General features: G+C 66.7%; 20 protein-coding genes. 14 read left to right on the top strand and 6 right to left on the bottom strand.

The features are described 5' to 3' along the window. Positions 1-100: 100 nt before the first annotated feature. Both mftG and ACSU1G_RS04950 read right to left on the bottom strand, forming a co-directional pair. Entirely contained in the window at positions 101-1,675 is a 1,575-nt protein-coding gene (gene mftG, locus ACSU1G_RS04955; RefSeq protein WP_439278809.1) for a mycofactocin dehydrogenase MftG, read from the bottom strand. After that, entirely contained in the window at positions 1,672-2,538 is an 867-nt protein-coding gene (locus ACSU1G_RS04950; RefSeq protein WP_439278808.1) for an IclR family transcriptional regulator, read from the bottom strand. Before ACSU1G_RS04950 ends, mftG begins: the two co-directional genes overlap by 4 nt. A 212-nt stretch (positions 2,539-2,750) precedes the next feature. Here ACSU1G_RS04950 and ACSU1G_RS04945 point away from each other — a divergent pair, with 212 nt between their 5' ends. Then, positions 2,751-3,635: an SDR family NAD(P)-dependent oxidoreductase gene (locus ACSU1G_RS04945; RefSeq protein WP_439278807.1), complete on the top strand. Its 885-nt coding sequence runs from the start codon at positions 2,751-2,753 to the stop codon at positions 3,633-3,635. Positions 3,636-3,707: 72 nt separating this feature from the next. On the opposite strand, the gene ACSU1G_RS04940 is transcribed toward ACSU1G_RS04945, so the two are convergent. From ACSU1G_RS04940 to ACSU1G_RS04925, 4 genes are read right to left on the bottom strand one after another with little or no spacing between them, the layout of a single operon-like run. Then, positions 3,708-4,619: an SDR family oxidoreductase gene (locus ACSU1G_RS04940; protein WP_439278806.1), complete on the bottom strand. Its 912-nt coding sequence runs from the start codon at positions 4,617-4,619 to the stop codon at positions 3,708-3,710. Between the two features lie 2 nt (positions 4,620-4,621). Then, positions 4,622-5,590, bottom strand: coding sequence for an amidohydrolase family protein (locus tag ACSU1G_RS04935; protein WP_439278805.1), 969 nt, complete (start codon positions 5,588-5,590; stop codon positions 4,622-4,624). Next, on the bottom strand, positions 5,587-6,258 hold the full coding sequence (locus ACSU1G_RS04930) for a 3-oxoacid CoA-transferase subunit B (RefSeq protein ID WP_439278804.1): 672 nt from the start codon (positions 6,256-6,258) through the stop codon (positions 5,587-5,589). Before ACSU1G_RS04930 ends, ACSU1G_RS04935 begins: the two co-directional genes overlap by 4 nt. Positions 6,259-6,261: 3 nt before the next feature. Further along, positions 6,262-7,014: a CoA transferase subunit A gene (locus ACSU1G_RS04925; RefSeq protein ID WP_439279398.1), complete on the bottom strand. Its 753-nt coding sequence runs from the start codon at positions 7,012-7,014 to the stop codon at positions 6,262-6,264. A 292-nt stretch (positions 7,015-7,306) separates the two neighbouring features. Here ACSU1G_RS04925 and ACSU1G_RS04920 point away from each other — a divergent pair, with 292 nt between their 5' ends. The 13 genes from ACSU1G_RS04920 (at position 7,307) to ACSU1G_RS04860 (ending at position 23,833) form a co-directional block, all read left to right on the top strand. Next, the gene (locus tag ACSU1G_RS04920) at positions 7,307-8,416 is read left to right on the top strand and encodes an NDMA-dependent alcohol dehydrogenase (RefSeq protein ID WP_439278803.1); all 1,110 of its coding nucleotides are present in this window, start codon (positions 7,307-7,309) and stop codon (positions 8,414-8,416) included. A gap of 36 nt (positions 8,417-8,452) precedes the next feature. Next, positions 8,453-9,943, top strand: coding sequence for an aldehyde dehydrogenase family protein (locus ACSU1G_RS04915; RefSeq protein ID WP_439278802.1), 1,491 nt, complete (start codon positions 8,453-8,455; stop codon positions 9,941-9,943). 21 nt (positions 9,944-9,964) lie between these two features. Then, the gene (locus tag ACSU1G_RS04910; protein ID WP_439278801.1) at positions 9,965-11,143 is read left to right on the top strand and encodes an NDMA-dependent alcohol dehydrogenase; all 1,179 of its coding nucleotides are present in this window, start codon (positions 9,965-9,967) and stop codon (positions 11,141-11,143) included. 27 nt (positions 11,144-11,170) lie between these two features. Further along, positions 11,171-11,713, top strand: a complete 543-nt coding sequence (locus ACSU1G_RS04905; protein ID WP_439278800.1) for a UGSC family (seleno)protein — start codon at positions 11,171-11,173, stop codon at positions 11,711-11,713. Beyond that, positions 11,710-12,771: a hypothetical protein gene (locus ACSU1G_RS04900; RefSeq protein WP_439278799.1), complete on the top strand. Its 1,062-nt coding sequence runs from the start codon at positions 11,710-11,712 to the stop codon at positions 12,769-12,771. Before ACSU1G_RS04905 ends, ACSU1G_RS04900 begins: the two co-directional genes overlap by 4 nt. Next, positions 12,772-13,962, top strand: coding sequence for a zinc-dependent alcohol dehydrogenase (locus tag ACSU1G_RS04895; RefSeq protein ID WP_439278798.1), 1,191 nt, complete (start codon positions 12,772-12,774; stop codon positions 13,960-13,962). Between the two features lie 45 nt (positions 13,963-14,007). After that, positions 14,008-15,003 carry an amidohydrolase family protein gene (locus ACSU1G_RS04890; protein ID WP_439278797.1) on the top strand — a complete coding sequence of 332 codons (996 nt, stop codon included), beginning with the start codon at positions 14,008-14,010 and terminating at the stop codon, positions 15,001-15,003. A 255-nt stretch (positions 15,004-15,258) separates the two neighbouring features. Continuing rightward, complete coding sequence (locus tag ACSU1G_RS04885) at positions 15,259-16,272, top strand: ABC transporter permease (protein ID WP_439279397.1); 1,014 nt, start codon at positions 15,259-15,261, stop codon at positions 16,270-16,272. Next, positions 16,269-17,168 carry an ABC transporter permease gene (locus ACSU1G_RS04880; protein WP_439278796.1) on the top strand — a complete coding sequence of 300 codons (900 nt, stop codon included), beginning with the start codon at positions 16,269-16,271 and terminating at the stop codon, positions 17,166-17,168. The genes ACSU1G_RS04885 and ACSU1G_RS04880 overlap by 4 nt, the downstream gene beginning before the upstream one ends. 29 nt (positions 17,169-17,197) lie before the next feature. Continuing rightward, a complete protein-coding gene (locus ACSU1G_RS04875; protein WP_439278795.1) occupies positions 17,198-19,198 on the top strand; it encodes a dipeptide ABC transporter ATP-binding protein in 2,001 nt (666 codons plus the stop codon). A 154-nt stretch (positions 19,199-19,352) separates the two neighbouring features. Continuing rightward, positions 19,353-20,669 carry an NtaA/DmoA family FMN-dependent monooxygenase gene (locus ACSU1G_RS04870; RefSeq protein ID WP_439278794.1) on the top strand — a complete coding sequence of 439 codons (1,317 nt, stop codon included), beginning with the start codon at positions 19,353-19,355 and terminating at the stop codon, positions 20,667-20,669. Positions 20,670-20,690: 21 nt separating this feature from the next. Next, positions 20,691-22,040 (top strand): NtaA/DmoA family FMN-dependent monooxygenase, encoded by a 1,350-nt coding sequence (locus tag ACSU1G_RS04865; RefSeq protein ID WP_439278793.1) that lies wholly within the window; start codon positions 20,691-20,693, stop codon positions 22,038-22,040. Between the two features lie 179 nt (positions 22,041-22,219). After that, a complete protein-coding gene (locus ACSU1G_RS04860; RefSeq protein WP_439278792.1) occupies positions 22,220-23,833 on the top strand; it encodes an ABC transporter substrate-binding protein in 1,614 nt (537 codons plus the stop codon). Positions 23,834-24,125: the final 292 nt, after the last annotated feature.

Below are 24,125 nucleotides of genomic sequence, written 5' to 3'. Positions count from 1 at the left end.
TGACGGGGGTCACACCAGATTAGCGCAGTTTCGCACTATGTCCATAGGTAGGACTGCCGGCTGACTTCGCCGTTCTCGCCCTCGCCCCCACAATTCGGCTTCACTCCTCCGCTTCGTTGTTCTCCCGCCAGAGGGCGGCCAGGTGCTCTCCCAACAGGACAGCGGTGGCGGCCGGGCCTCGGCTGGGCACGTCCGGCAGGATCGAGGTGTCGACGACCCGCAGTCCCCGCGCCCCGTGGACCCGGCCGTATTGGTCCGTCACCGTTCCCGGGACGGACGACGGTCCCATCGGAGCGGTGCCGGACAGGTGCACCGCGGTTCCCAGATGCCGGAGCATCCACGCGTCCAGGCGGTGATCCTCCTCGAGCACCGAACGCTCCCAGCCCGCCGTGTCCACCCACTCGCCGAGCTGGTCCGAGGCCAGCAGGTCCACAGCGGTGCGGAGCCCTTCGCGCATCCGGCGCCGGTCCACGGCGTGGTCCAGATGTCGATAGTGGACCTGCGGTGTGGCCTGAGGGTCGGAGGGATCCAGGGAGAGCCGTCCCCGACCGATGGGTCGTTGCAGGGCCACCATGACCGGCAGCTCCGAGCCCTCCTGGCCGCCGGCCAGGACGGAGAAGGGCCGCAGCATCGGCAAGACCTCGAGCGCGCCGGCTCCCTCCTCGGAGGTGGTGGGCTCCTCACGCCCGCGGGCCGTCCAGTTCAAGGCCCAGGAGAACAGCGGATCCCGGACTCCCGGACGCAGGGGGTGGCGCAGCGGGGCCATCACGGTGAGGTCCGGGTGGTCGGAGAAGTTGGTCCCCACACCGGGGGAATCCACCGTGGGGCGGACCCCGGCCGCAGAGAGGTCCTCGGCCGGCCCGATGCCGGAGAGCATCAGCAGGTGCGGGGAGCGGACTGCTCCGGCGGCCAGGACCACCTCCCCGGCATGGATCCGGTGGAGGCGGCCCTCGGTCTCGACCTCGACCCCGGTGGCCCGACCGGCACTGATGAGGACCCGCCGGACCAGGGACTGCCCCCGGACCGTGAGGTTGGGCCGGCTCAGGGCCGGGAGCAGGTAGGTCAGGCCGGTGTTCATGCGCACGCCCTCCTGCACGTTCAGCGGCAGCTCCCCATGTCCGGACAGGGCGTGCACATCGTTCAGATCGGGCAGGGCCTGGTGGCCCTGGGCGGTGGCGGCGGCTGCGAAGGCCGCGGCCAGGGAGGAGGGGGCGAAGGCCCTCCGATCGACCGGGACGGGGCCGCTGCCCCCGTGGCCGTGGGTTCCCGCGAACTGCACGTCCCGCTCCAGTCGCGCCAGCACCGGCAGCACCCGCTCCGGTGACCACTCGGGGTTCCCGGCGGCAGCCCAGCGCCGCAGGTCCGTGATCCGGGGGCGGACGAAGTAGGCGCCGTTCACGGCGGTGGAGCCGCCGGCACCCTGGCCCCGGCCGACGTCGTAATCCTGTCCTGGGGCCACCTGGGAGCGGTACCACCAGGAATGCGGGCCGGGCCCGCTGACCGTGGGCAGGGCGGTGGCGTCCAGGACCTCGGCCGGGAAACCGTCCGGGGCGGTGGGGACGGGGCCCGCCTCCAGCACCAGGACCGAGCAGTCCGGATCCTCACTGATCCGCGCGGCAAACGGGGCGCCGGCGCCGCCGGCACCCACCACGATCACGTCCGGGTGGGGGCTCATCTGAGGTACGTCCGGACGGCGGCCTGGGATGAGTCCGATCGCGGACCGGGTGGTGGGCCCGCGGCGGAGGTGGAGCCCAGCGCGCGGGAGAGGGCCTGGGCGGTCGCGTGCAGGGCGGGGAGCGCCTGGTGCGCGGTGACCGGCCCATCCTCTTTGAGGGTCAGGCTCAGGGCGGCGATCGTCCGGTCCAGGGGGCCGCGCACGGGGACACCGACGGCGAAGGCGCCCCGGGTGATGGCTTCGTGCAGTTCGGACCGCCCCGTCCGGCGTACCTCCGCCAGGAGCCGGCGCAGGACCTCGGGGTCGGTGATGGTCCGCGTGGTGAAGCGCTTCAGCGGAGACGCCAGGACCTCGTCCACCAGCTCGGGGGGAGCGAAGGCCAGCAACACCAGGCCGGTGGCGGTGGCGTGCAGGGGCCAGCGCCCCCCCAGCCGGCTCAGGACCGGCGCCCCGGAGGGACGCTGCAGGGACTCCAGATAGACCACGTCATGGCCGGCCCGGATGGAGAGGTGCACGTTGGCGTTCACCGCGGACTGGAGATCGGCGAGGTACGCCGGGGCGACGTCCCGCAGCTGCAGCATCTGCGGCTCCAGGGTTCCCAGTTCCAGGACCCGCAGGCCCACCGTGTACCGCCCGTCCGGAAGACGCTCGAGGGCGCCCCAGTCGTGGAGTTCCCCCACCAGTCGGTGCGCGGTACTCAGGGTGAGGCCGGAACGGCGGCCGATCTCGCTGAGGGTCAGTTCGAGGTGCTCCGCGTCGAAGGCGTCCAGGACGGACAGGACCCGGCCGGCGGCGGTGCGTTGCCCTCTATCGGGCCGTGGTTGAACCGGGAGCAGGACGGAAGGGACCGTGTCCTCGGTCATCGGGACTCCTCTGTCGGTTCTGTTGGACCTCCATCGTGGAAGCGTACTCCGGGCGGAGCGGGGGATTTCCGTCCCGTGGAAGGCTGCTTGGCCGAACCCGCGGGGGGTGCACCAGCCTTCCATCCGGGGGAATCCGGCTGCGCCGCCTCCACCCGGCTGCCTAGATTCCTCTCTGATGACATCGACCGCATACTGCAGGAGGAAGACCCGCCATGACAGAGAACCGCACTCATGGGGCACCAGCGCCGTTGGCCGGACAGGTGGCCGTGGTCACCGGCTGCGGCAAGCCGGATGGCATGGGACAGGGGATCGCGCGGGCGCTGGCTGCGCGGGGCGCCACCCTGGTGGTCGCCGACCGGGAGCCGCGCGGAGTGGCCAATGACCGCCAGCGCGCCCTCGGCCAGGTGCCGACCAGCGGGTTGGAGGAGTTCGCCGAGGAGCTGCGCCGGGAGGGGGCCGAGGCGATCGCCGTCCTGTGCGACATCTCGCGCCGCGAGGACGTGGCCGCCGTCATGGACACCGTCCGGGAACGCTTCGGCCGGCTGGACATCCTGGTCAACAACGCCGCCGCGCCCCAGGGTGCTGACCGGCGAGACGTGGAGGACGTCCCGGATGAGGCCTTCGACCTGCTGATCGACGTCAACGTGCGCGGCACCTACGCCATGTGCCGTGCGGCCGTGCCCCTGATGCGGGACTCACGGTACGGACGGATCGTCAACATCTCCTCCATGGCCGGACTGACGGCCGCGCCGTTCTCGGTGGCCTACTCGGCCTCCAAGGCCGCGGTGATCGGACTGACCCGGGCGCTGTCCATGGACGTGGGCCCGTGGGGCATCACGGTCAACGCCGTGTGCCCGGGGCTGGTGGCCACCAGTCGGGCCATCCTGGACCCGTCCGCGGATCTGGACGTGGACGAGACGTTGGCGCAGCGTGGCCGTAACATCCCGGTGGGACGCGTCGGCCGGCCCGCGGACATCGCCTCCCTGGTGTCCTACCTGACCTCCCCGGACGCCGGCTATGTGACCGGACAGGCGGTCCCCATCGACGGTGGTGGGCTGAGCGCCTTCCCGCTGCGTCAGCCCCCCGCCCGGGACTGATCGCACTGAAGGGTCCGGATGGGTACTGAGAGGGAGGCCGGCCCGGGGCCGGCCTCCCTGTTCGTCAGTTCGTCAGCTCGTCGGCGAGAAGACCGGCGACGGCGGCCGGTTGGCCTGTTCGTAGACGCCGGATGAGAGCAGGAAGGGGATGGCGTCCCGCCGCTCCTCGTTGAGGGGCTCCTCGGGGAAGGACTCCTCGATGGCCCGGTGCCGCTGCACCAGGCCGTCCTTGAACTCCGGATGGGTCAGGATGAACATGTCCCCGCGCCGCACCCCCTCCAGGACGCGCTCGCCGGCCTCCTCGGCACTCATGTAGGGCTGTGTGCGCTGGAAGGCGGTGGCCTCGGGGCCGGGTGCCGTGTAACCGGAAGGACCGTATTCCTGGGGGCGCTTGGCCACCGAGGAGGCGATATTCGAGTGGGTGGGGCCGGGGCAGTACGCCGAGACCCCGATGTTCTCTGGGAGCAACTCGATGTGCAACGCCTCGGAGAGGGCGATCACGGCGGCCTTGGACATGGAGTACAGCCCTGCCACCACGGGCATCAGCCCGGCCATGGACGAGGTGTTGACGATGTGGGCTCCCGCCCCGTGCCGCCGCAGGGCGGGCAGGAACGCCTGGATCCCGTGGGCGACGCCCTTGATGTTGACGTCGATCACCCAGTTCCAGTCGGCGTCACTGGCCGCGGCCACGGGGCCGGTCAGACCGATCCCGGCGTTGTTCACGAGCAGGTCCACGCGCCCCTGCTCCGCCTCGATCCGCGCTGCTGCCTCCCGCATGGCCGTCAGGTCCGTCACGTCCACCGGCAGGGTGGCGACCTCCAGGCCGTGGGCGGCGAACTCCTCCTGGGTCTCGGCCAGATGGTCCGCACTGCGGCCCGTGACATAGACGATCATCCCTGCTCGGGCACAGGCCAGGGCGATGCCCCGGCCGATCCCACTGCTGCCTCCGGTGATGACGGCGACGCGTCCGGCCAGATCCCTCATGGTCAGTTCTCCTCGGTGTCGGTGTCGGTGTCGGTATCAGTGTCGGTGTCAGTGGGCAGCCCGAGCAGCCGGGCCGCGTTCTCGCGCAGGATGAGCGGGCGCACGGCATCCCGGAGGGGCAACTTGGCGAACTCCTCCATCCACTTCTCCGGCGAGATGACGGGGAAGTCGGAGCCGAAGAGCATCTTGTGCTTGAGCAGGGTGTCCGCGTACTGCACCAGCTGCGCCGGGAAGTACTTCGGTGACCACCCGGAGAGGTCGATGTAGACCCGGGGCTTGTGCAGGGCGATGGACAGCGCCTCGTCCTGCCACGGGAAGGAGGGGTGGGCCATGATGATGTCCAGGTCCGGGAAGTCCGCGGCCACGTCGTCGATCGGCAGCGGATTGGAGTATTTCAGACGTACCCCGCCGCCGCCCCGGGAGCCGGCTCCCACCCCGGTCTGGCCGGTGTGGAACAACGCGATCAACCCGAACTCCTGGATCACCTCGTAGAGCGGGTAGGCGCGGCGGTCATCCGGATGGAAGCCCTGCACCCCGGGGTGGAACTTGAACCCGCGCACCCCGTAGTCCCGCGCCAGGACCCGCGCCTCGCGGACCCCCGCGGCGCCGCGGGCCGGGTCGATGCTGGCGAACGGCACCAGGACGTCCGGGTGTTCTGCGGCCTGTTCGGCGATCTCGCGATTACCGGGGACCGGTTCCTCTCCCGTGGCCGAGACCGAGTCCACCGTGAAGACCACGGCGGCCATCTGGCGTTGACGGTAGTGCGCAGCCAGCTCCGGGACCGTGTAGCCGTGCATGGTGCCGATGCCGAAGTACTCGCCCATCTGTTCGCCGGACTCCACGGGTCCGGCCGTGTCATGCACCGAGCGGTGCACGTGCACGTGGACGTCGATCGCCGCCAGGTCCTGCCAACGACGCAGGGAAGGCGAGCCGGACGCGGGGGAGGTGGCCGGCGTCGTTCTGGGGCTCATGCCGGCACTGCGTCGAGGTAGTCCGCCGCTGTGCGCGCCCGGACGTCCTCCGGCGTGATCCCGGGCGCGCACTCGACCAGCGTGAGCCGGCCGTCCAGGACGTGGAAGACCGCCAGATCGGTGTAGACCCGGGTCACCACCCCACGGCCGGTCAGGGGGAAGGTGCACTCGGGCACCAGCTTGGGCTGTCCGCGGCGGTCCACGTGCTCCATGCAGATCCACACCTGGGGGGTCCCGGCCACGAGATCCATGGCACCGCCCACGGCCGGGTTGCGCCCGGGGACATACCAATTGGCCAGATCCCCGGTCTCGGAGACCTGGAGTGCTCCGAGGATGGTCACGTCCAGATGCCCGCCGCGGATGATGGCGAAGGACAGGGCGGAATCCACGATCGCCCCGCCGGGAAGGATGCTGGCGGGGACCTTTCCGGCATTCGTCAGATCGGGGTCCTCGGTCCCGGGTTCGGGGGCCGGCCCCAAACCGAGGATGCCGTTCTCCGAGTGGAGGAAGACCTCCAGGCCTTCGGGGATGTGCTGCGGGACGGCCAGGGGGATACCCACCCCGAGGTTGACGGTGTAGCCGTCCACGAGGTCGGCGGCGAGCCTCTGGGCGATCTCGTCCCGGGTGCGCCCGGCCAGCCGGGGAAGTTCGGTTTCGGTGGTGGACATGGGTCAGCCCTTCGTCAGAGCGGCGGCCCGCCGGGGCAGGTCGGCCGGGATGGGTTCAGCGGTCATCACCACGTGGTCCACGAAGACCGCGGGCAGGTGGATGTCATCCGGATCCAGGTCCCCGGCCTCGACCAGCCGCTCGACCTCCACGAAGGTGGTGCGGCCGGACATGGCGGCTGCGGGATTGAAGTTCCGGGCCGAGAGGTGGAAGCGGAGGTTGCCCTTCGGATCGGCCTGCTGGGCCTTGACGAGACCGAAGTCCGCCGTGATGCCGTACTCGAGGACGTGGGTGCGGCCACCGAAGTCACGCTCCTCCTTGGCGGGCAGCAGCTGGTCCGGGGCCCCGTCGGAGTACGACGCCGGAAAGGTCCCGTCCGCGAGCATCGTCCCGCCTCCCGAGGGGGTGAAGAAGGCGGCGATGCCGGCGCCGCCGGCCCGCATGCGTTCCGCCAGGGTGCCCTGCGGGATCAGTTCGAGTTCCACCCGGCCGGCGAAGTACTCGTCGTAGAACTCGGGCAGCACCGGGAAGGACGCGGTCAGGCGCCGGACCCGGCCCTCCATGACGAGGCGGCCGATGCCGGTGAAGTCATCCCCCACGTTGTTCACGTAGAGGTGCAGGTCCGACTTGCCCAGCTCGCAGAGCCCGTTGAGCAGCGCGTCGGGGCGGCCGGAGCTGCCGAAGCCGCCCACGGCGATCGAAGCGCCGTCCCAGACTGCGTCCAACTCCTCCAGGAGGTCGGTGCGGAACTTGTTCATCACGGTGCGTCCTTGATCTCGGGTGCTGCGGTCACCCAGTAGTCAATCCCGGGGCGCAGGCCGGGGCGCCCCGGTTTCCGCACCGTAGAAGACCTGATCGTGATGACCGTCACGCCGGCTGGAAAGTGAGCCCGATCACGTCGAATGCTTCCGTGCCATGGAAAGCCCATGGCCACGGCGGAGCGGACGGAGCACGGTGGAGTCAGCTGCACCACCGGGTCCTGAACCGGTGATGCGCCCAACCCGCCACCGGTGCCTGATCCATGGCACCACCTGCCAGAAAGGGGTCCCCATGAGCATGAAGACTCAAGCGGTCGTCTGCCGTGAGCCCGGACAGCCTTGGGAAGTCACCGAGCTCGACTTGGACGAGCCGAAGGCCAACGAGGTCCGCATCAAGATGATGGCCGCCGGCATGTGCCATTCCGATGACCACATCCAGAAGGGTGACGCACCCATGCGGATGCCCGTGGTCGGCGGACACGAGGGCGCCGGCATCATCGACGCCGTGGGAGACGGCGTGACCCGGGTGCAGGTGGGTGACCACGTGGTCTGCTCCTTCATCCCCGCCTGCGGCTCCTGCCGCTACTGCTCCACCGGGCAGCAGAACCTGTGCGATTCCGGGAAGAACGCCGCCACCGGCGAGTTCCCGGACGGGACCTTCCGGTTCCACCAGGACGGCGTGGACTTCGGCGGACTCTGCGTGCTGGGGACCTTCTCCCAGTACACGGTGGTCTCCGAGTACTCCGTGATCCCGATCCCGAAGGACCTGCCCTTCGACGTGGCCTGCCTGGTCGGCTGCGGGGTGCCCACCGGCTGGGGCTCGGCCGTGCACGCCGCCGGCGTCGAGGTGGGCCAGACCGCGGTCATCTTCGGGGCCGGCGGCGTCGGCATGAACGCCGTGCAGGGCGCCGCCCTCGCTGGCGCCACCCGCGTGGTGGTGGTGGACCCGGTGCAGTTCAAGCGGGACAAGGCCTTGGAGTTCGGCGCCACCCACGTCTTCGCCACCGCCCAGGAGGCCACGGAGTTCGTCACCGAGGCCACCTGGGGCGAACTGGCCAACCACGCCATCATCACGGTCGGCACCCTGCATGACGAGGTCATCCACGACGCCATCAGCATCGTCGGCAAATCCGGTCAGGTCACCATCACGGCCGTGGGCAACGGCACCATCCGGGAACACCCCGGCATGCTGATCGGCTACCAGCGCCGCATCCAGGGTGCCATCTTCGGCGGCTGCAACCCGCTGCATGACGTCCCCCGGCTGATCGGCATGTACCAGGCCGGCAAGCTCAAGCTCGATGAGCTGATCACCAACCGCTACACCATGGAGACGGTCAACCAGGGCTACCAGGACATGCTCGACGGCAAGAACATCCGCGGCATCATCACCATCGAACACTGAGCCAGGCCGCGCCACCAACTGACGGAAGAGAACACCATGACTGCAGTGATCGACCCCCAGGCCACCCTGGACACGCCCCTACTGACGGAGAACGTCCAGCTGATCGGTGGCGAGTGGGTCCCCGCCGCCTCCGGCGAGACCCTCGAGGTCATCAACCCCGCCAACCGCCAACTCCTCAGCCGCATCCCCCGAGGCGGTGCCGCGGACGTGGACGCCGCCGTGCAGGCCGCCGAGAAGGCCCTGCCGGGGTGGCGGGACACCAATGCCACGGCCCGTGCCGGACTGCTGTTCCGCTGGGCCGCCCTCGTGGAGGAGCACGCCCAGGTCCTGGACCAGCTGGAATCCCGGGACGTCGGGCGCCCCCACTGGGGCCCTTCGCCGCTGGCCGGGATGATCCGGTTCATCGCCGGCCAGGCCGACAAGGTCCACGGCCTGTCCCTGCCGACGTACTCGCCGGACGTCCTCGGCTTCACCCTGCGTGAGCCCTACGGCGTGGTCGGCGCCATCATCCCCTGGAACGCCCCCGGGCCGATGTTCACCAACGAGGTGGCCGCCGCCATCGCCGCCGGGAACACGATCGTCATCAAGCCGGCCGAGGACGCCCCGCTGGCGCCCCTGGCGATCGCCCGGCTGGCCATGGACGCCGGGATCCCGGCCGGCGTGATCAACGTGGTCACCGGCCTCGGTGCCGAGGCCGGCGCCGCCATCCCGAGCCACCCCGGCATCCGCCGCATCGGTTTCACCGGCTCACCGGCCACCGGATCCACCGTGATGGAGGCCTGCGCCAAGAACCTCATCCCGCTCCACCTGGAACTCGGCGGCAAATCGCCGCAGGTGATCTTCCCGGATGCGGACCTCGCCACGGCCGCGCAGGCCATCGCCACCGGCATCACCCTGAACACCGGGCAGATCTGTGCGGCCGGCTCCCGCGTGGTGGTCCACCGCAGTGTGCATCAGGAGGTGGTGGAACGCCTGGCCGCCGCCATGCAGAAGGTCACGGTGGGTCCCTGGCACCAGCAGGTGAACATGGGCCCGCTGATCAACGGCAAGCAGCACGAACGGGTGATGGGCTATATCGAGGCCGGCCGTGCCGGCGGGGCAGACCTCGTCATCGGCGGGGACGCCCCCTCCGGCAGCGACTATGAGGACGGGTTCTTCGTGAACCCGACCCTCTTCGACAACGTGTCTCCGGACATGACGATCGCCCAGGAGGAGATCTTCGGCCCCGTCCTCTCCGTCATCCCCGTGGATGACGAGCAGGAGGCCATCGCGGTGGCCAACGGCGTGGACTACGGCCTGGTCGCCTCCGTGTGGACTGAGGATGTGGGCACCGCGGTGCGGATGTCCCGGGCCCTGCAGGCCGGACAGGTCGGTGTGAACAACGCCCTGGGCGCCGGCGTCATCGGCGGACCCTTCGGCGGCTACAAGTCCAGCGGCTTCGGCCGGACCATGGGCGCTGACTCCGTCCTGAACTGGACACAGACCAAGACCGTCTCGATGCGGGGCGCCACGCGCCCGGGCAACTGAACCGAAAGGCAGACCATCACCATGGCCATCACCACCCCCAGCGCAGCAGCCCGACCCACCGATCCAGCCGCGCTCCAGACCCTCACCACGCGGGCCGCCGTCGCCCGGGGCCCCCACGAGGGCTGGCAGCTCACCGACCTGACGGTGGACCCGCCCAAAGACCACGAGGTCCGCGTCAAGCTCTACGCCTCCGGCCTGTGCCACTCGGACCACCACATCACCGCCGGGGACGCCCCGGTCCGGTTCCCCATCGTCGGCGGCCATGAGGGCGCCGGCGTGGTGGAGTCGGTGGGACCGAGCGTCACCCGCGTCAAGGCCGGAGACCGCGTGATCTGTGCCTACATCCCGGCCTGCGGCTATTGCCGACCCTGCTCCACCGGGCATCAGAACATGTGCGTCAAGGGCCTGAACGCCGGCACCGGCATGTTCCTGGATGACACCTTCCGGTTCCACGATGAGACGGGCGAGGACGTGGGTGGCTTCTGCACCCTCGGCACCTTCTCCCAATACACCGTGATCTCCGAGTACGCGGCCATTCCGCTGCCGGACGACATCCCGTTCGAGCTCGGCTCCCTCGTGGGCTGCGGGGTCCCCACCGGGTGGGGCTCCGCCGTCTACGCCGCCGAGGTCCGGGCCGGGGACACCGTGGTGATCTTCGGCGCCGGGGGAGTGGGCTCCAACGCCGTGCAGGGTGCCCGCTACGCCGGGGCCAAGAACGTGGTGGTCGTGGACCCCGTGGCCTTCAAGCGGGACTCGGCGCTCGAGCTGTTCGGGGCGACCCACGCCTTCGCCACCGCCCAGGAGGCCCACGACTTCGTGGTGGAGACCACCTGGGGCCAGCTGGCGGACAAGGTGATCATCACCGCCGACGTGGTGACCCAGGAGATGGCCAACGCCGGTATCGCGATGGTCGGCAAGGGCGGCAAGCTCACGATCACCTCGGTGGGTCACCTCAACGAGCAGGCCGTGACCATCCACGCCGGGATGCTCATCAGCTACCAGCGCCAGATCCGTGGTGCGCTCTTCGGCGACTGCAACCCGCTGTACGACATCCCGAAGCTGCTCGGGCTGTACCGCTCCGGGGATCTCAAGCTGGAGGAGCTCATCACCCGCAAGTACACCCTGGACGAGGTGAACACGGCCTACGAGGACCTGCTCGCCGGCCGCAACATCCGCGGCATCATCGTCCACGAGCACTGAGTCCGGGACGAGAAGAGGAGAGACATCATGACGCAGATGATCCTGGACCCGACCGGCCGGGGACCACAGGCCGAGGCGGCCACCGCGCTCGCTGGCCGGCCGACGTCGTTGTCCGGGGCCCGGATCGGGTTGCTGGACAACACCAAGCACAATGCCCTGCTGTTCCTGCGGGCCGTGGGTGAGCTGCTCGTGGCCGAGCACGGAGCGGCCTCCGTGGGGATCGTGGAGACGAAGAAGAACTTCTCCATCCCCGTGGACGAGGAGATCATCTCCCGGTACCGGCAGGCCAGTGACGTGGTGGTCACCGGGGTGGGGGACTGCGGCTCGTGCAGCGCGGCCGCCGTGGCGGACGGGATCAACTTCGAACGCGCCGGGCTGCCGGCCGCCGTGGTGCTGACGGATGCCTTCGACGTCACCGGGCGGACCATGGCCGGGGTGCAGGGTGCTCCGGACTACGAGTGGATCCGCACGGAGCACCCCATGGCCGTGCTGACCGAGGACGAGGTCCAGGCCCGGGCCCGGAAGCTGCTGCCGCAGATCGTAGCCACGCTGACGGGATCCGGCGCATGACCGCGGCCCGGACAGAGGCAGACGCCCGCGTACTGGATCCCGTGGCGGCCCAGCAGGCCATCGAATACGCCTATGAGCAAGGCTGGTCGGACGGGCTGCCGCTGGTGCCCGCCACCCAGGACCTGCTGGACCGGTTCCTGGCGGCTGGCGGCCGCCCGGCAGATGAGGCCCTCAGCCACCTCAAACAGGTGGACCGCACGGTCACCGTGGAGCTGCTGGCCATCAACGCGGCCATGGCCGGCTGCCGGCCGGAGTACTTCCCGGTGGTCCTGGCCGCCTGGGCGGCACTCGCCGCCGAGCGGACCACGGCCGGCGGTGGCTGGCAGTCCACCTCGGGCCCTGCACCCCTGATCATCGTCAACGGGCCGATCCGTGAGGAACTGGGATTCAACAGTACGGGCGGGGTGTTCGGCCCGGGATTCCGGGCCAACGCCACCGTGGCCCGGGCCATCGGCCTCACCGTCCGCAACGCCTACGGGATCCGCCCGCACGAACTGGAGCAGGCCACCCAGGGCCTGCCCGGACGCTGGTCCATCTGCCTGGCCGAGAACGAGGAGGAGAGCCCTTGGGCGCCGCTCGCCGAAGACCTGGGGGTGGCCGGCAACGCCGTGACCTCCACCCTGCTGCGCACCAGTGAGTTCGTGGACAACCGGCACACCGCGGACCCGGAGCAGCTGCTCGCCGACTTCGCCGACACGATCGGCCGCTCCGGCCCGTGGATCTTCAAGAACGCCATGGCCGGGGTGGTGCTCTGCCCCGAGCACGCCAACCTGCTGGCCCGGGCGGGATTCTCCCGGGCGGATGTGGCGGCCTGGCTGGCCGAACACTCCGGGCGCACCACCGGCCAGCTGGCCGCGGTGGGCAAGGACCACTCCGCCGAGGGCGTGCGGTTCCCCGGGGACAACGCCGAGCCCGAACACTTCCAACGCACCATCGCCGACCCCGCCTCCATGATCGTGGCGGTGGCCGGGTCCCGCAATGCGGGGATCTCCATGGTGGTGCGGTACTTCGCCGACTGGTCCGGACAGCCCGTGGCCATCACCACCAAAGGACGATGAATGACGACCACGACGACAGCCACTGAGACCGCGACCACCACCACTGCGGGGACCCGGCGTCTGCACGAGAACCTCCCGGACACCGTCCGGGCGGCCGTCCAGACCGGCCCCCGCACCATGGAGGTCCGCGAGTTCCCGCGGCCCGTCATCGGTCCGGACGACGGCCTGCTGCGGGTGGAGGCCAACGGCATCTGCGGCTCGGACGTGGAGATCTACCGTGGTCACCTCCACGGCAAGGCGGCCGCCCCCTTCATCCCGGGGCACGAGCCCCTGGGCATCATCGTGGAGATCGGTGAACGCGCCGCCGAGCGCTGGGGGGTGACGGTGGGGGACCGCGTGGCCCTGGAGGTGATCGTGCCCTGCCGTTCCTGCGCCGACTGCCTCGTGGGCCGTTATCAGGCCTGCCGCAACAAGCAGAACGGCCACGGCGTGACGCCCGTGGACACGGAGCCGTCCCTCTACGGCGGCTTTGCCGAGTACCTGTATCTGGCACCCAATGCGGTGATGCACAAGATCGACCCGTCCCTGCCGATCGACATCGCGGCCATGTACAACCCTCTGGGGGCCGGCGTCCGGTGGGCCGTGGACCTCGGGGAGGTCGGGCTGGGGGACACCATCGTGATCCTCGGCGCGGGCCAGCGCGGCCTGGCCGCCGTGATGGCGGCGAAGGCCGCCGGCGCCCGGACCATCATCATCACCGGCCTGGAGGCGGACCGGCACAAGCTGGCCATCGCGGCGGAACTCGGCGCCGACCACACGGTGGTGGTGGACGGGCCGGAGGGCCGGGACATCGTCGAGGCGGTCACCGAGATCACCGGTGGCCGGATGGCCGATGTCTCCCTGGACCTGACGCCCATGGCCGCCGGCCCCGTCACCGAGGCCCTCACCGTGGTCCGCCACGGGGGCCGGGTCGTGCTGGCCGGACTCAAGGGCGGCCGCGAGATCCCCCTGAAGACCGACCTGCTGATCAACCGCGGACTCACCGTCCGCGGGGCCTTCGGCGTGGACGCGGCGGCCAACGAGAAGGCCATCGCGCTGCTGGAGTCCGGGCGCTTCCCGCTTCAGAGGCTCCACACGCACACTTTCGGACTGGATCAGGTCGCCGAGGCGATCGAGACGCTGGCCGGCGAACGGGAAGACCGCAGCGCCATCCACATCACCGTCCAGCCCCACCTCGGCCGCACCGCCTGAACCGGCCTCACCCGCTGGAACCACCGCCCTCAGACAAGGACACCCATGCTCATCGATGCCCACGCCCACCTGCTGCCGGGCCACTACCCGGACCACGCCCCCGACTGCTTCCCCTCCATGGAGGCGGTGACCGGTTCCACCGACCGCACGCTGGTCTTCGGCGAGATGCGGTTCCGGGCCAAGGACGTGTTCTTCACCGCGGAACGGCGGATCGAGGCGCAGGATGCCTCCGGCGTGGACCTCGAGGTGATCAGCCCCATGCCGCCGCTGCTGAAGTACGACCTCCCGCCCGCGGACGGCCTCGCCCTGGCGCAGCACGTCAACGACGTCACGGCCGAACTCTGTGAGCACGCCCCCGACCGGTTCGCCGGCCTGGGTATGGTGCCGCTGCAGGACCCGGACGCGGCCACCGCGGAACTGGCGGCCATCCAGAAACGCGGCCTGGCCGGCGTCGAGATCGCCTCCAACATCCTGGGCGACTCGATCGGCCACGAGAGGTTCCTCGGATTCTTCCAGGAGGCCGAGCGTCTGGGCCTGTCCGTGTTCGTCCACGCCATGCCCTCACCCATGTCCCGGCTGCCCGCCGCCGCCATGGGCACCTACGTGGTGGGGGTCGAGGGCATGTTCGCGGCCGCCTCCATGGTGCTGGGCGGAACGGCCGCCGCCTGCCCGGACCTGCGCCTGTCCTTCTCGCACGCCGCCGGCGGGTTCGCCATGATGCTGCCCCGCGCCAACTACTTCTGGGGCGGGGCCTGGAACGAGGGTCCGGTGGACCTGGAACGGGCGGTGATGCCCGACGACGGCCCCTCACCCCTGGAGATCGCGCGGCGGTTCTACTACGACTCCATGGTCTTCGACCATCGGACCATCCGTTACCTCATCGATCTGCTGGGGGCCGACCGGCTGCTGGTGGGCTCTGATTTCCCCGCCATGCTGCGGGAGGACCCGGTGGCGAAGACCCTGAAGGACATGGATCTGCCCGCAGACCAGTGGGCTGATATCAGCTCGCGCAACGCCTTGCGGTGGTTGGGCCGGGACTAACGGTTCCATCTCGTGGAAGTCAGCCTAGGCGCCAGAATCCCCTGCCTAGCATGTGACTCAGACCACCATTGGTCGAGTCATGGTTGGACGTCCACCGTCGTCTATTTGTCCTAAAAATCCCCTCGCAGGACTCTTCATGGATGTCTCAAGCAGGCCATACCGAGATCGGGTGGCCACCGGGGAGACCAGCTGGAAGTTGTCTCTTGAGGAGGCTGAGATACCTTGGCAGAAATCTTGAATCTAGCGCCGTCTCAGGTGGCGCCGCCCGCAGGTGATTCCGCGGCGAATAAGACATCGCCAAAGAGTGCCCGTTCCGCGTGGAGGTGGCGGCTTGGGGCGGTGTCGAGGAAGGTCGGGCACTTGTTGCTGGTGCTCATGATCGTGACCTTCAGTGTGACAGTACTGCTCTCCCGGAGCAGCAATGCGGCCTCCCAGGTCCTCGGGCCGAACGCCACGGCCGAGCAGATCGCCACCATGGAGGCACAACTCGGCCTGGACCAACCGGCGATCATCCAGTACGCCACCTGGGTCGGAAACGCACTGCAGGGCGACCTTGGTCAGTCGCTACTGAACCGGGCACCCGTGACACAGACCATCTCCAACGGCATGGAAGTGACGTTCACGCTCATCTTCTTGTCGCTCTTCATGGCGATGATCGTCGCAGTCCCGTTGGCGGCCTACGCAGCACGTCATCCGGGCAAACTGTTGGATACCATCTGCAACGCTGCGTCGTCGTTCTTCATCGCGATACCGTCGTTCGTCTTGGCCCTGTTGTTGCTGCTCGTCTTCTCTGTGGGTCTCGGATGGTTCCCCGTCAGCGGGTGGGTTCCACTCACGGAAGACGTCCTAGCCTCCGTACGGTCGTTCTTCCTGCCGGCCCTCGCCATTGCTTTGACGCCTATGGCAACCTTCTACCGCCTGCTGCGCAGTGACATGATCACCACGCTGCAGCAGGACTTTATCCTTACCGCAAAATCCAAAGGGTTGAGCACTCGGTACATCCTGGTCCGACATGCCCTTCGTCCGTCTCTTACGACCGTCGTGACCATGCTCGGGCTGTCCGTGGGCATGCTCATCACCGGCGCTGTGCTCGCGGAATCAATCTTCCGGCTCCCCGGTCTGGGGTCCTCCATGGTCAACGCCGTCACCAAGGGGGACCTTCCGGTCGTGCAGGGGCTGGTGCTGGTCATCGCCCTGATCTACATCCTGACGAACGCCGCCGTGGACTTCATTCAGACTCTTATTGATCCGAGGATTCAGGCATCATGACAGACATCGAAGTGAAAGCGGGAATCGCCCCGCGGCTGGTGAAAGCCGGTCGGAAAGCAGAAACCCGGCGCCGTGGCAAGAAGATCCCGATCCTCACAGCCTTGTGCGCCGTCTGGGCCGTTCTGATCGTTGGGGGGGCCCTCCTTGCGCCACTGCTTCCCATGCCCGGCTATGAGCAGGCTATTGCCGGATCGGCGCAGGCCCCCTTCGTCGACGGAGGCGCTGCCATCCTCGGTACTGACACCATTGGCCGGTCAATCCTGTCGCGAATGATCTACGGCGCCCAGCTCTCGCTGCTGGTGGCCTTTATGGGAACCACTATCGGCTTGGTGATTGGCGCCCTGCTCGGCATGGCCGCGGCCTACTACAAGGGGTGGAGCGCCAGAGTCATCAACTTGGTCAGCGACTCGATTCTGGCCTTCCCCGGTCTGGTCCTGCTTCTGGCCACGGCCACCATCATTCCCCCATCCGTGATGAGTCTGTCCATCATCCTCGGTGTGCTCACTCTCCCCGCCAGCATGAGGATCGCCTACTCGAACACCAACTCCCATCTGGCTCGCGACTATGTGTCCGCGGCCCGAGCTCTGGGCATGTCGGGCGGTCGTATCATCTTGCGCGAGATCCTGCCGAACATCCTGTTCTCCCTGGCGGCGTTCGGGTTCATCATGGTCGGTACTTTCATGGTGGCCCTGGCTGCCCTTGATTTTCTTGGGGTAGGCATGCCCCCGCCCCGTCCGAGCTGGGGGGGAGACATCGCCACGGGGTTCGCCAGTATCCGCACGCGTGCCTATCTGGTGTTGGTTCCATCCATTTTCCTCGTTGTGACGGTGTTCTCCCTGAACCAAATCGGTGACCACTTAAGAAACAAAGCAGAAGGACGGAGTGGACAGCTGTGACCGTTACAAGCACCGCACCAGGAGCGACCATGGAGGCACCGAAACGTCCCGGGAGTCTGTCTATCAGAGGCCTCTCAGTCCAGATCGATACGCCTCGGGGGACCATCTGGCCCTTGGACGGTATCGACCTCGATTTGGAGGGCGGGCAGACCCTGGGTCTGGTGGGAGAGTCCGGATCGGGCAAGTCCATGCTGGTGCGGACCATTATGGGCATCTCGCCCGATAGCGCCCGTCTGGCTGGCAGCATCGATTTCGACGGGGTACAGCTGGCCGAAGGGCGCCACGTGGATGTGTGGGGCAAGCGGATTGCCATGGTCTTTCAAGACTCGTTGACATCACTGAACCCGGTAGTGAAGATCGGGCGTCAGGTCGGCGAGCATGCGCGAAAGCACCTGGGGCTGAGCCACAAGGAGACTAGAGAGCGGGTCCTGGACCTGTTGGATCTGGTCGGAATCCCGGAGCCGGCCAGCCGTATCGAGGCCTTCCCCCACCAACTCTCGGGCGGGATGAGGCAGCGTGTGGCCATCGCTATGGCGCTGGCCTGTGAGCCGGACATCCTCATTGCCGATGAAGCCACCACGGCACTGGATGTGACGATCCAGCAGCAGATCCTGGACCTTCTTCAGGAGATCCAGCGCAAGCGAGGCATGTCCCTGATCATCGTCAGCCACGACTTGGGAGTCGTGGCCGGCCGCACGGATCGTATTGCCGTGATGTACGCCGGCCGGCTGGTCGAATTGGCCTCTACCAAAGACCTCTTCGAGCAACCGAAGCACCAATACTCCAAGGCCTTGTTGGAATCCCTCCCGCGGGCCGACCAGCCGCGGCACTCGCAGCTTCCAACCTTGGTCGGTACACCCCCGGACCCACTGGGCAGTCCAAACGCCTGCCGGTTTGCCGGCCGCTGTCCGGCTGAGATCGACCTGTGCACGCAGGAAAGGCCACAGATGACCGAGGGGCCCGGTCAGGGCCACAAGTTTTCCTGCTTTGTCCCGGTGGAAGGATTCAATGCCCAAGAGCCGCCGACGAACCCGGTGTTCGAGGCTTCGGAGTTCGGCCAGGACGACTTGGTTTCCGTTGAGGACCTGGTGTGTTCCTTCAAGGTCAGGGGCGGCACAGTGCATGCCGTCAGCGGTATCTCCTTCGGGATCAAGGAAGGGGAGACGCTTGGCCTTGTCGGCGAGTCTGGATGCGGTAAATCCACCACTGCTAAGGCAGTGACGCGGTTGATTGACAGCCGGAGCGGAACCGTCACCATCGACGGCACAGACGTCACCAGCCTTCGCCCGAGACAGATGGGCTCGATTCGTCAGAGGGTACAGATCATCCTGCAGGACCCGATCGCGTCGCTCAACCCGCGGCGCACGGTGTGGGAATCCGTAGCGGCTGGTCTGGAGGTCCACCGATACCCCAAGAATGAGATCTCTGATCGTGTGGACCGTGCCCTGCGGGATGTCGGCGTGGACCCCGCCGTTCACGGGAACAAGCAGGCATTCCAGCTGTCCGGCGGCCAGGCGCAACGTGTGGCCATCGCCCGGGCTATGGTCCTGGAACCCAAGATCTTGGTATGTGACGAGCCAGTCTCGGCCCTCGACGTCTCCGTCCAGGCACAGGTCATCAACCTGTTGGAACGCCTGAAGATTGAACGCCAGCTGACGGTGCTGTTCGTCTCCCATGACCTGACCGTCGTCCGAAGCATCAGCGATCGGATCGCCGTGATGTATCTGGGCAAGATCGTGGAGATTGGGGACGCTGACCTCATCTACGACTCGCCCCGGCACCATTACACCAAGGCGCTGATCGACGCTGTCCCGGTGGCCGATCCGCAGGTGGATGTGACAGCGAAGCCTCGCCTAAGTGGTCAGCTCCCCTCACCTTTGGATCCGCCTTCGGGTTGTCGATTCAGAACCAGGTGTCCGATGGCTCAGGAGTTGTGCGCCCAAGTGGAGCCTCCCCTCCAAGACCACGGAGATGGGCGACAGGTGGCGTGTCATTTCCCAAGGGACGTCGAGCCAGTTAGTCACGGCTGATATGGATCGAATCAAGGATAATTCAGTGCAGACCCGAAATCACGCGATTTAACGCCCCCAAGGCTTGATAAATCATCACATGTGGTACTAGTCTGATGAGACGGTCCGACACTTGAATGCAACACTGCACCGTCGGCAAGAACGTGGAGGAAAGATGTCAGAACGGCCAGAGAAGATGATTCTGACAATGTTCATGTTGGCGTCAGGGTTTCAGATTGACAGCTGGCGCGCGCCGGGAAGCCGCTCGGAGGAACTGGCTCGTCTGCCACTCATGCGAGATATGGCCCAAGCTGCTGAGGCTGCAAAGCTCCATGCTGTCTTCTTCGGAGACAGCGTGGACGTGGTGACGATCCGGGACAATAACATCCGGAACACAGGGCTCTACGAACCGATTTCCTCTATGGGGGCACTCATCGGCCATACCCAACGGATCGGTCTGGTCGGTTCCCTCTCGACCAGTTTCACTGAGCCGTATAACGCAGCCCGTCAGTTTGCCGGCCTTGACCTGCTCAGCGATGGTCGGGTCGGGTGGAATATCGTCACGTCACTCTTCGGAGGGTTCCAGAACTATGGGTTGGAGGCCATGCCCGACCCCCGGGATCGGTATCGGAAGGCTACCGAATTCGTAGAAGTAGTTCGTGCTTTGTGGGATAGCTGGACGGACGACACGATCCTCAACGACCGAGAGTCAGGGCAATGGGCCAAGGTCGAGAGCATCCATGACATCAACCACTCCGGGGAGTTCTTCAAAGTCGCCGGAGCCCTCAATATGCCACGCCCGCCCCAGGGGCATCCGGTGCTGTTCCAAGCAGGGCAGTCAGATCCGGGTGTGAAACTCGGTGGCGAGACGGCCGATGTCATCTATACGGCCCAGTCGAACCGGCAGGAGGCGGAGTCGTTCACTCGCCGCGTGCGGGACGCGGCCCAGCGGGCAGGTCGGCGCAGAGAAGCCGTCAAGGTTTTGCCTGGTGTGGTCCCCATCGTGGCTTCTACCCGCGCGGAAGCCGAGGAGATGTCTCGCGAACTCGCTTCATACATTGATATGGAAGCCGGCCGTCGCCGCTACGAGAGTGCCAGCGGAGTCGACACCAGTGGATTGGACTTGGACGACGTGATCCCGGCCGAGCGCTTTGACAACAGCCGAGGCAACAGCTCCCGCGCGGCCATCATGCGCAGAATGGCCGTCGAGGAGAAGATGACGCTTCGCGAGCTCATCATTGGCTTTGCCCGCTCCGGAGGTCATCGAATCCTCGTGGGATCTGTCGAAGAAGTCGCTGAGGAGATGATCTCCTGGTTCGACGCCGGAATCTCGGATGGATTCAATTTGGATCCCCCGTCCGTGCCTGAGGGAATGCACGCCATGCTCAATCTGCTGGTTCCATACCTCCAAGAACGTGGCTATTTCCGCACCGAGTATTCCGGAGACACCCTGCGGGAAAGCATGGGCTTGGAGCGTCCTGCATCCCGTTAGTCAACGTTTGAGCTCATTCATTTGCTGCGGGCGCGCACGCGGTCCGCCGGCATCCTGACCAGGAGAAGATACTGCATGGAATCACGCGGACAGATGGTCCTGACAATGTTCATGCTGGCGTTTGGCTATCAGAACGATGCCTGGCGCTCACCGGACAGCCGCGCTGACGAGGTCGGTGGCCTGGATATGATCACAGATATGACGCTGGCCGCCGAGCGTTCCAAGCTCCACGCGGTGTTCTTTGCCGACAGTGCTGATGGTGGGCCACTGCTGGGCGGGGACAACCGAGGGGTCACCGTTTATGAACCAGTGGCCACTCTCGGTGCCTTGGCTGCGAGGACAAGTCATATTGGATTGATTGGTACGGCATCTACGACCTTCAGCGAGCCTTACACCGTGGCCCGCCAGTTCGCCACCCTGGACAACCTGTCGAAGGGGCGGATCGGTTGGAACATCGTCACCTCCTTCACTGGTGCGCGGAATTATGGTCTTGAGGAGATGCCGGACCCGGAAGCGCGCTATCGCCGGGCCGGCGAATTCGTGGAAGTCGCCACCAAACTGTGGGACAGCTGGGATCGGGACGCCATCATCTCGGATCGCGAGCGTGGACTCTGGGCGGATCCGGAGCGGATCCATCGGATCAACCACCGTGGTGAGCACTTCCAGGTCGAAGGGCCGCTTAATATCCCCCGTCCTGCTCAGGGGCGCCCCCTGCTAGTCCAGGCCGGCCAGTCTGAGGCAGGTATCGACCTGGGGTCCTCGGTGGCGGATGTCATCTACACCATGCAGTCGGATCAGGAGCGCTCGAAGGTCTTCTATCGGGACTACAAGCGACGGGTGGAGGCCAAGGGGCGAAGTGCCGAGCACGTGAAGCTCCTGCCCGGCATCATGCCGATCGTTGGACGCACTGACAAGGAAGCACAGGAGCTCTCTGATGAGCTGGCGTCCTACATCCGTATCGACTCCGGGCGGCGGACGGTCGAGAAGATGATGGATGTACAGATCGACGACCTCGAGCTGACGGATCGTATACCGCCAGAGCGCATGGTGGATGGTCCTCGCCGTATGGACAGGTGGAGGGTGTATCGCGACTACGCGCTGGAGCACACGCTCGGAGAGCTCATCACTGAGTTGAGCAGGGCCATGGGGCACCGCTGGATGGTCGGTACCCCGGGCGCGATCGCCGAGAACCTCATTGAATGGTTCGACGGGCGGGCTTGTGACGGTTTCAACCTGAATCCGCCGAGTGTTCCAGTGGGCATGAACGCCATGCTTGAACTACTAGTCCCCGAACTGCAGGAGCGGGGGTACTTTCAGCACGACTACACCGGTTCGACGTTGCGTGAGCGCATGGGCGTTCAGCAGTTCTAGGCCTGACGCGGAGCGGGTTTCATTGCTCTCGACCCGAAGGGCTTCCGCGACTCGGAAGTCGCGGTGATCTGGGTCACACATACTCATACATTCGAATGGCCCACCCTCGGGCACCTGCCAATCCCTTGAAAGGGGCAATGATCATGCGTTCCACACAGAGAGGTCGTTGGGTTGGCCTCATGGCCGCGCTGACGGCGGGAGCCTTGACGCTCTCGGCCTGCGGTGGCTCAGGAGGCGGCGTCGACGATGGCGCGGCAAACGGTGAACCCGATGCGGAGCTGGCCACCGCTGGTATGAGCGAAGAGGGGATCATTGACGGCGGGGAGGTTAAGGTCCTCATCACGCAGGGCATCTTCTCATTGGATCCGGCCCGTATGCAGACTCCGAACTTCGGTTCACAGGGAGGATTTCTCCAGGCCATTTACGACACCCTGTTCTACGTCGACTCGGACACCAACACCGTGATGGGGTCCATCGGCGAGGCTCTAGAGCCGAAGGACGACACTTGCGGGGTCTGGGACATGACGCTCAAGGACGGTGTCGATTTCGCGGACGGAACACCGCTGGACGCAGCGGCGGTCGAGGCGCACTGGTTGCGAGTACAGGATCCTGACACTGCGTCTCCGCAGGCAACGAAACTCGAAGGAGTTACCTTCGAGGTGGTCGACGATCAGACGATGACCATCACGCTGGATCAAAACAACTGTGACTTCGATCGAACTGTGGCGACTGGTCTTGGCTTCGTGCCCTCGCCGACCGCGGTGGAAGAAGCGGGGGAGGAATACGGCGACGATCCAGTCGGGGCCGGCCCGTTCACGGTCGACTCCTGGAACCGCTCGGCCAACGAGCTTCATCTGGTCAAAAATGAGACCTTCCACACCGAGGGGCAGCCTCACTTGGACAAGATCTCATTTATTACCGCCTCCAACACGGCAACCGTGGTCGACTCCTTGATTGCCGGCGAATACCAGCTGACTGACAACGGTTGGACCTCAACCGCCGTGGATGATGCCCTGGCCGGTGGACTTGGCGTGCAGTTGCGGCGCCCTAGCGGAGGGTTCTCGCTCCAGTTCAATCAGCAGAAGGCACCCTTCGACAAGGTCTGTGCTCGCAGGGCGTTCTCCCATGCCCTTGACCCGGTGGCCATTTCCGAGGCTCTTAGCCAGTCTGAACTCATGTCAGTGCCGCTCGAGACCATCTTCACCGAGGACTCGGAGTTCTACGATGAGACCATCGCTTTCCCTGGTTATGACCTTGAGGCGGCGGCTGAGGAAGTCAAGGAGTGTGAGGATCAGGACAACCCGTTGACCTTCTCGATCACGGCCAGCCCCGGTAACGACCAGACCACTGCGGAGTACCTGGCCTCCCGGCTGAATGAGGTGGAAGGGTTCGACGTCACGGTTGACGTGATCACCTACGAAGAGGCTTACACGACGATCTTCCAGAACCGGGACTTCAACATCAATGCCTACCCGGGCGGTCAGCGGTTCTACGATCCCGCACCGTTGTTCGTGGATTGGTTCCATTCGGAGGGTGCCACCAACATCACCGGCTACGCCAGTGAGGAGATGGATTCGCTCATCGAGACGGCTCAGACCACTCCAGTTGAGACCGAACGGGTTGCGGCCTGGCAGGAGGTGGCGCGGCTCTGGGCTGAAGACGTCCCCACCTGGGGGTACATGGAGAACCGTCAGTACTTCCTCTTCGACGAAGACCTGGCAGGCGTCTACCCGGTCAATGACGCCCAGAACCTGCTGTTGACTCAGGGCCTCGGGTACACCGAACTGGACTGATCAGGCATTCTGCGCCACCCTACGCGTGGTGTGGGCGGTGCGTCTCGGAGCCAAGGTCTCCGAGACGCACCCTTGCACCGTGCGCCCGATCCCGGCCCTCGTGGTCAACTCGGGAGTGCTGTACGACCGGGTCTGGATGGAGCAGTGAGCGCTGTGAGAACGACGCCGTGAAGATCTCCTCCGGCCCGCGGGTGCTCCCGGGCCGGAGGGTGCGAGACGGACAGGGCCCCGGAACCATCATGGTTCCGGGGCCCTGTCTGTTGCCCTGTTGCTCTGGGGCTGTGCTGGTGAC

This window comes from Microbacterium sp. A93, from assembly GCF_051842835.1.
This window is presented reverse-complemented; position numbering and strand designations above follow the sequence as displayed.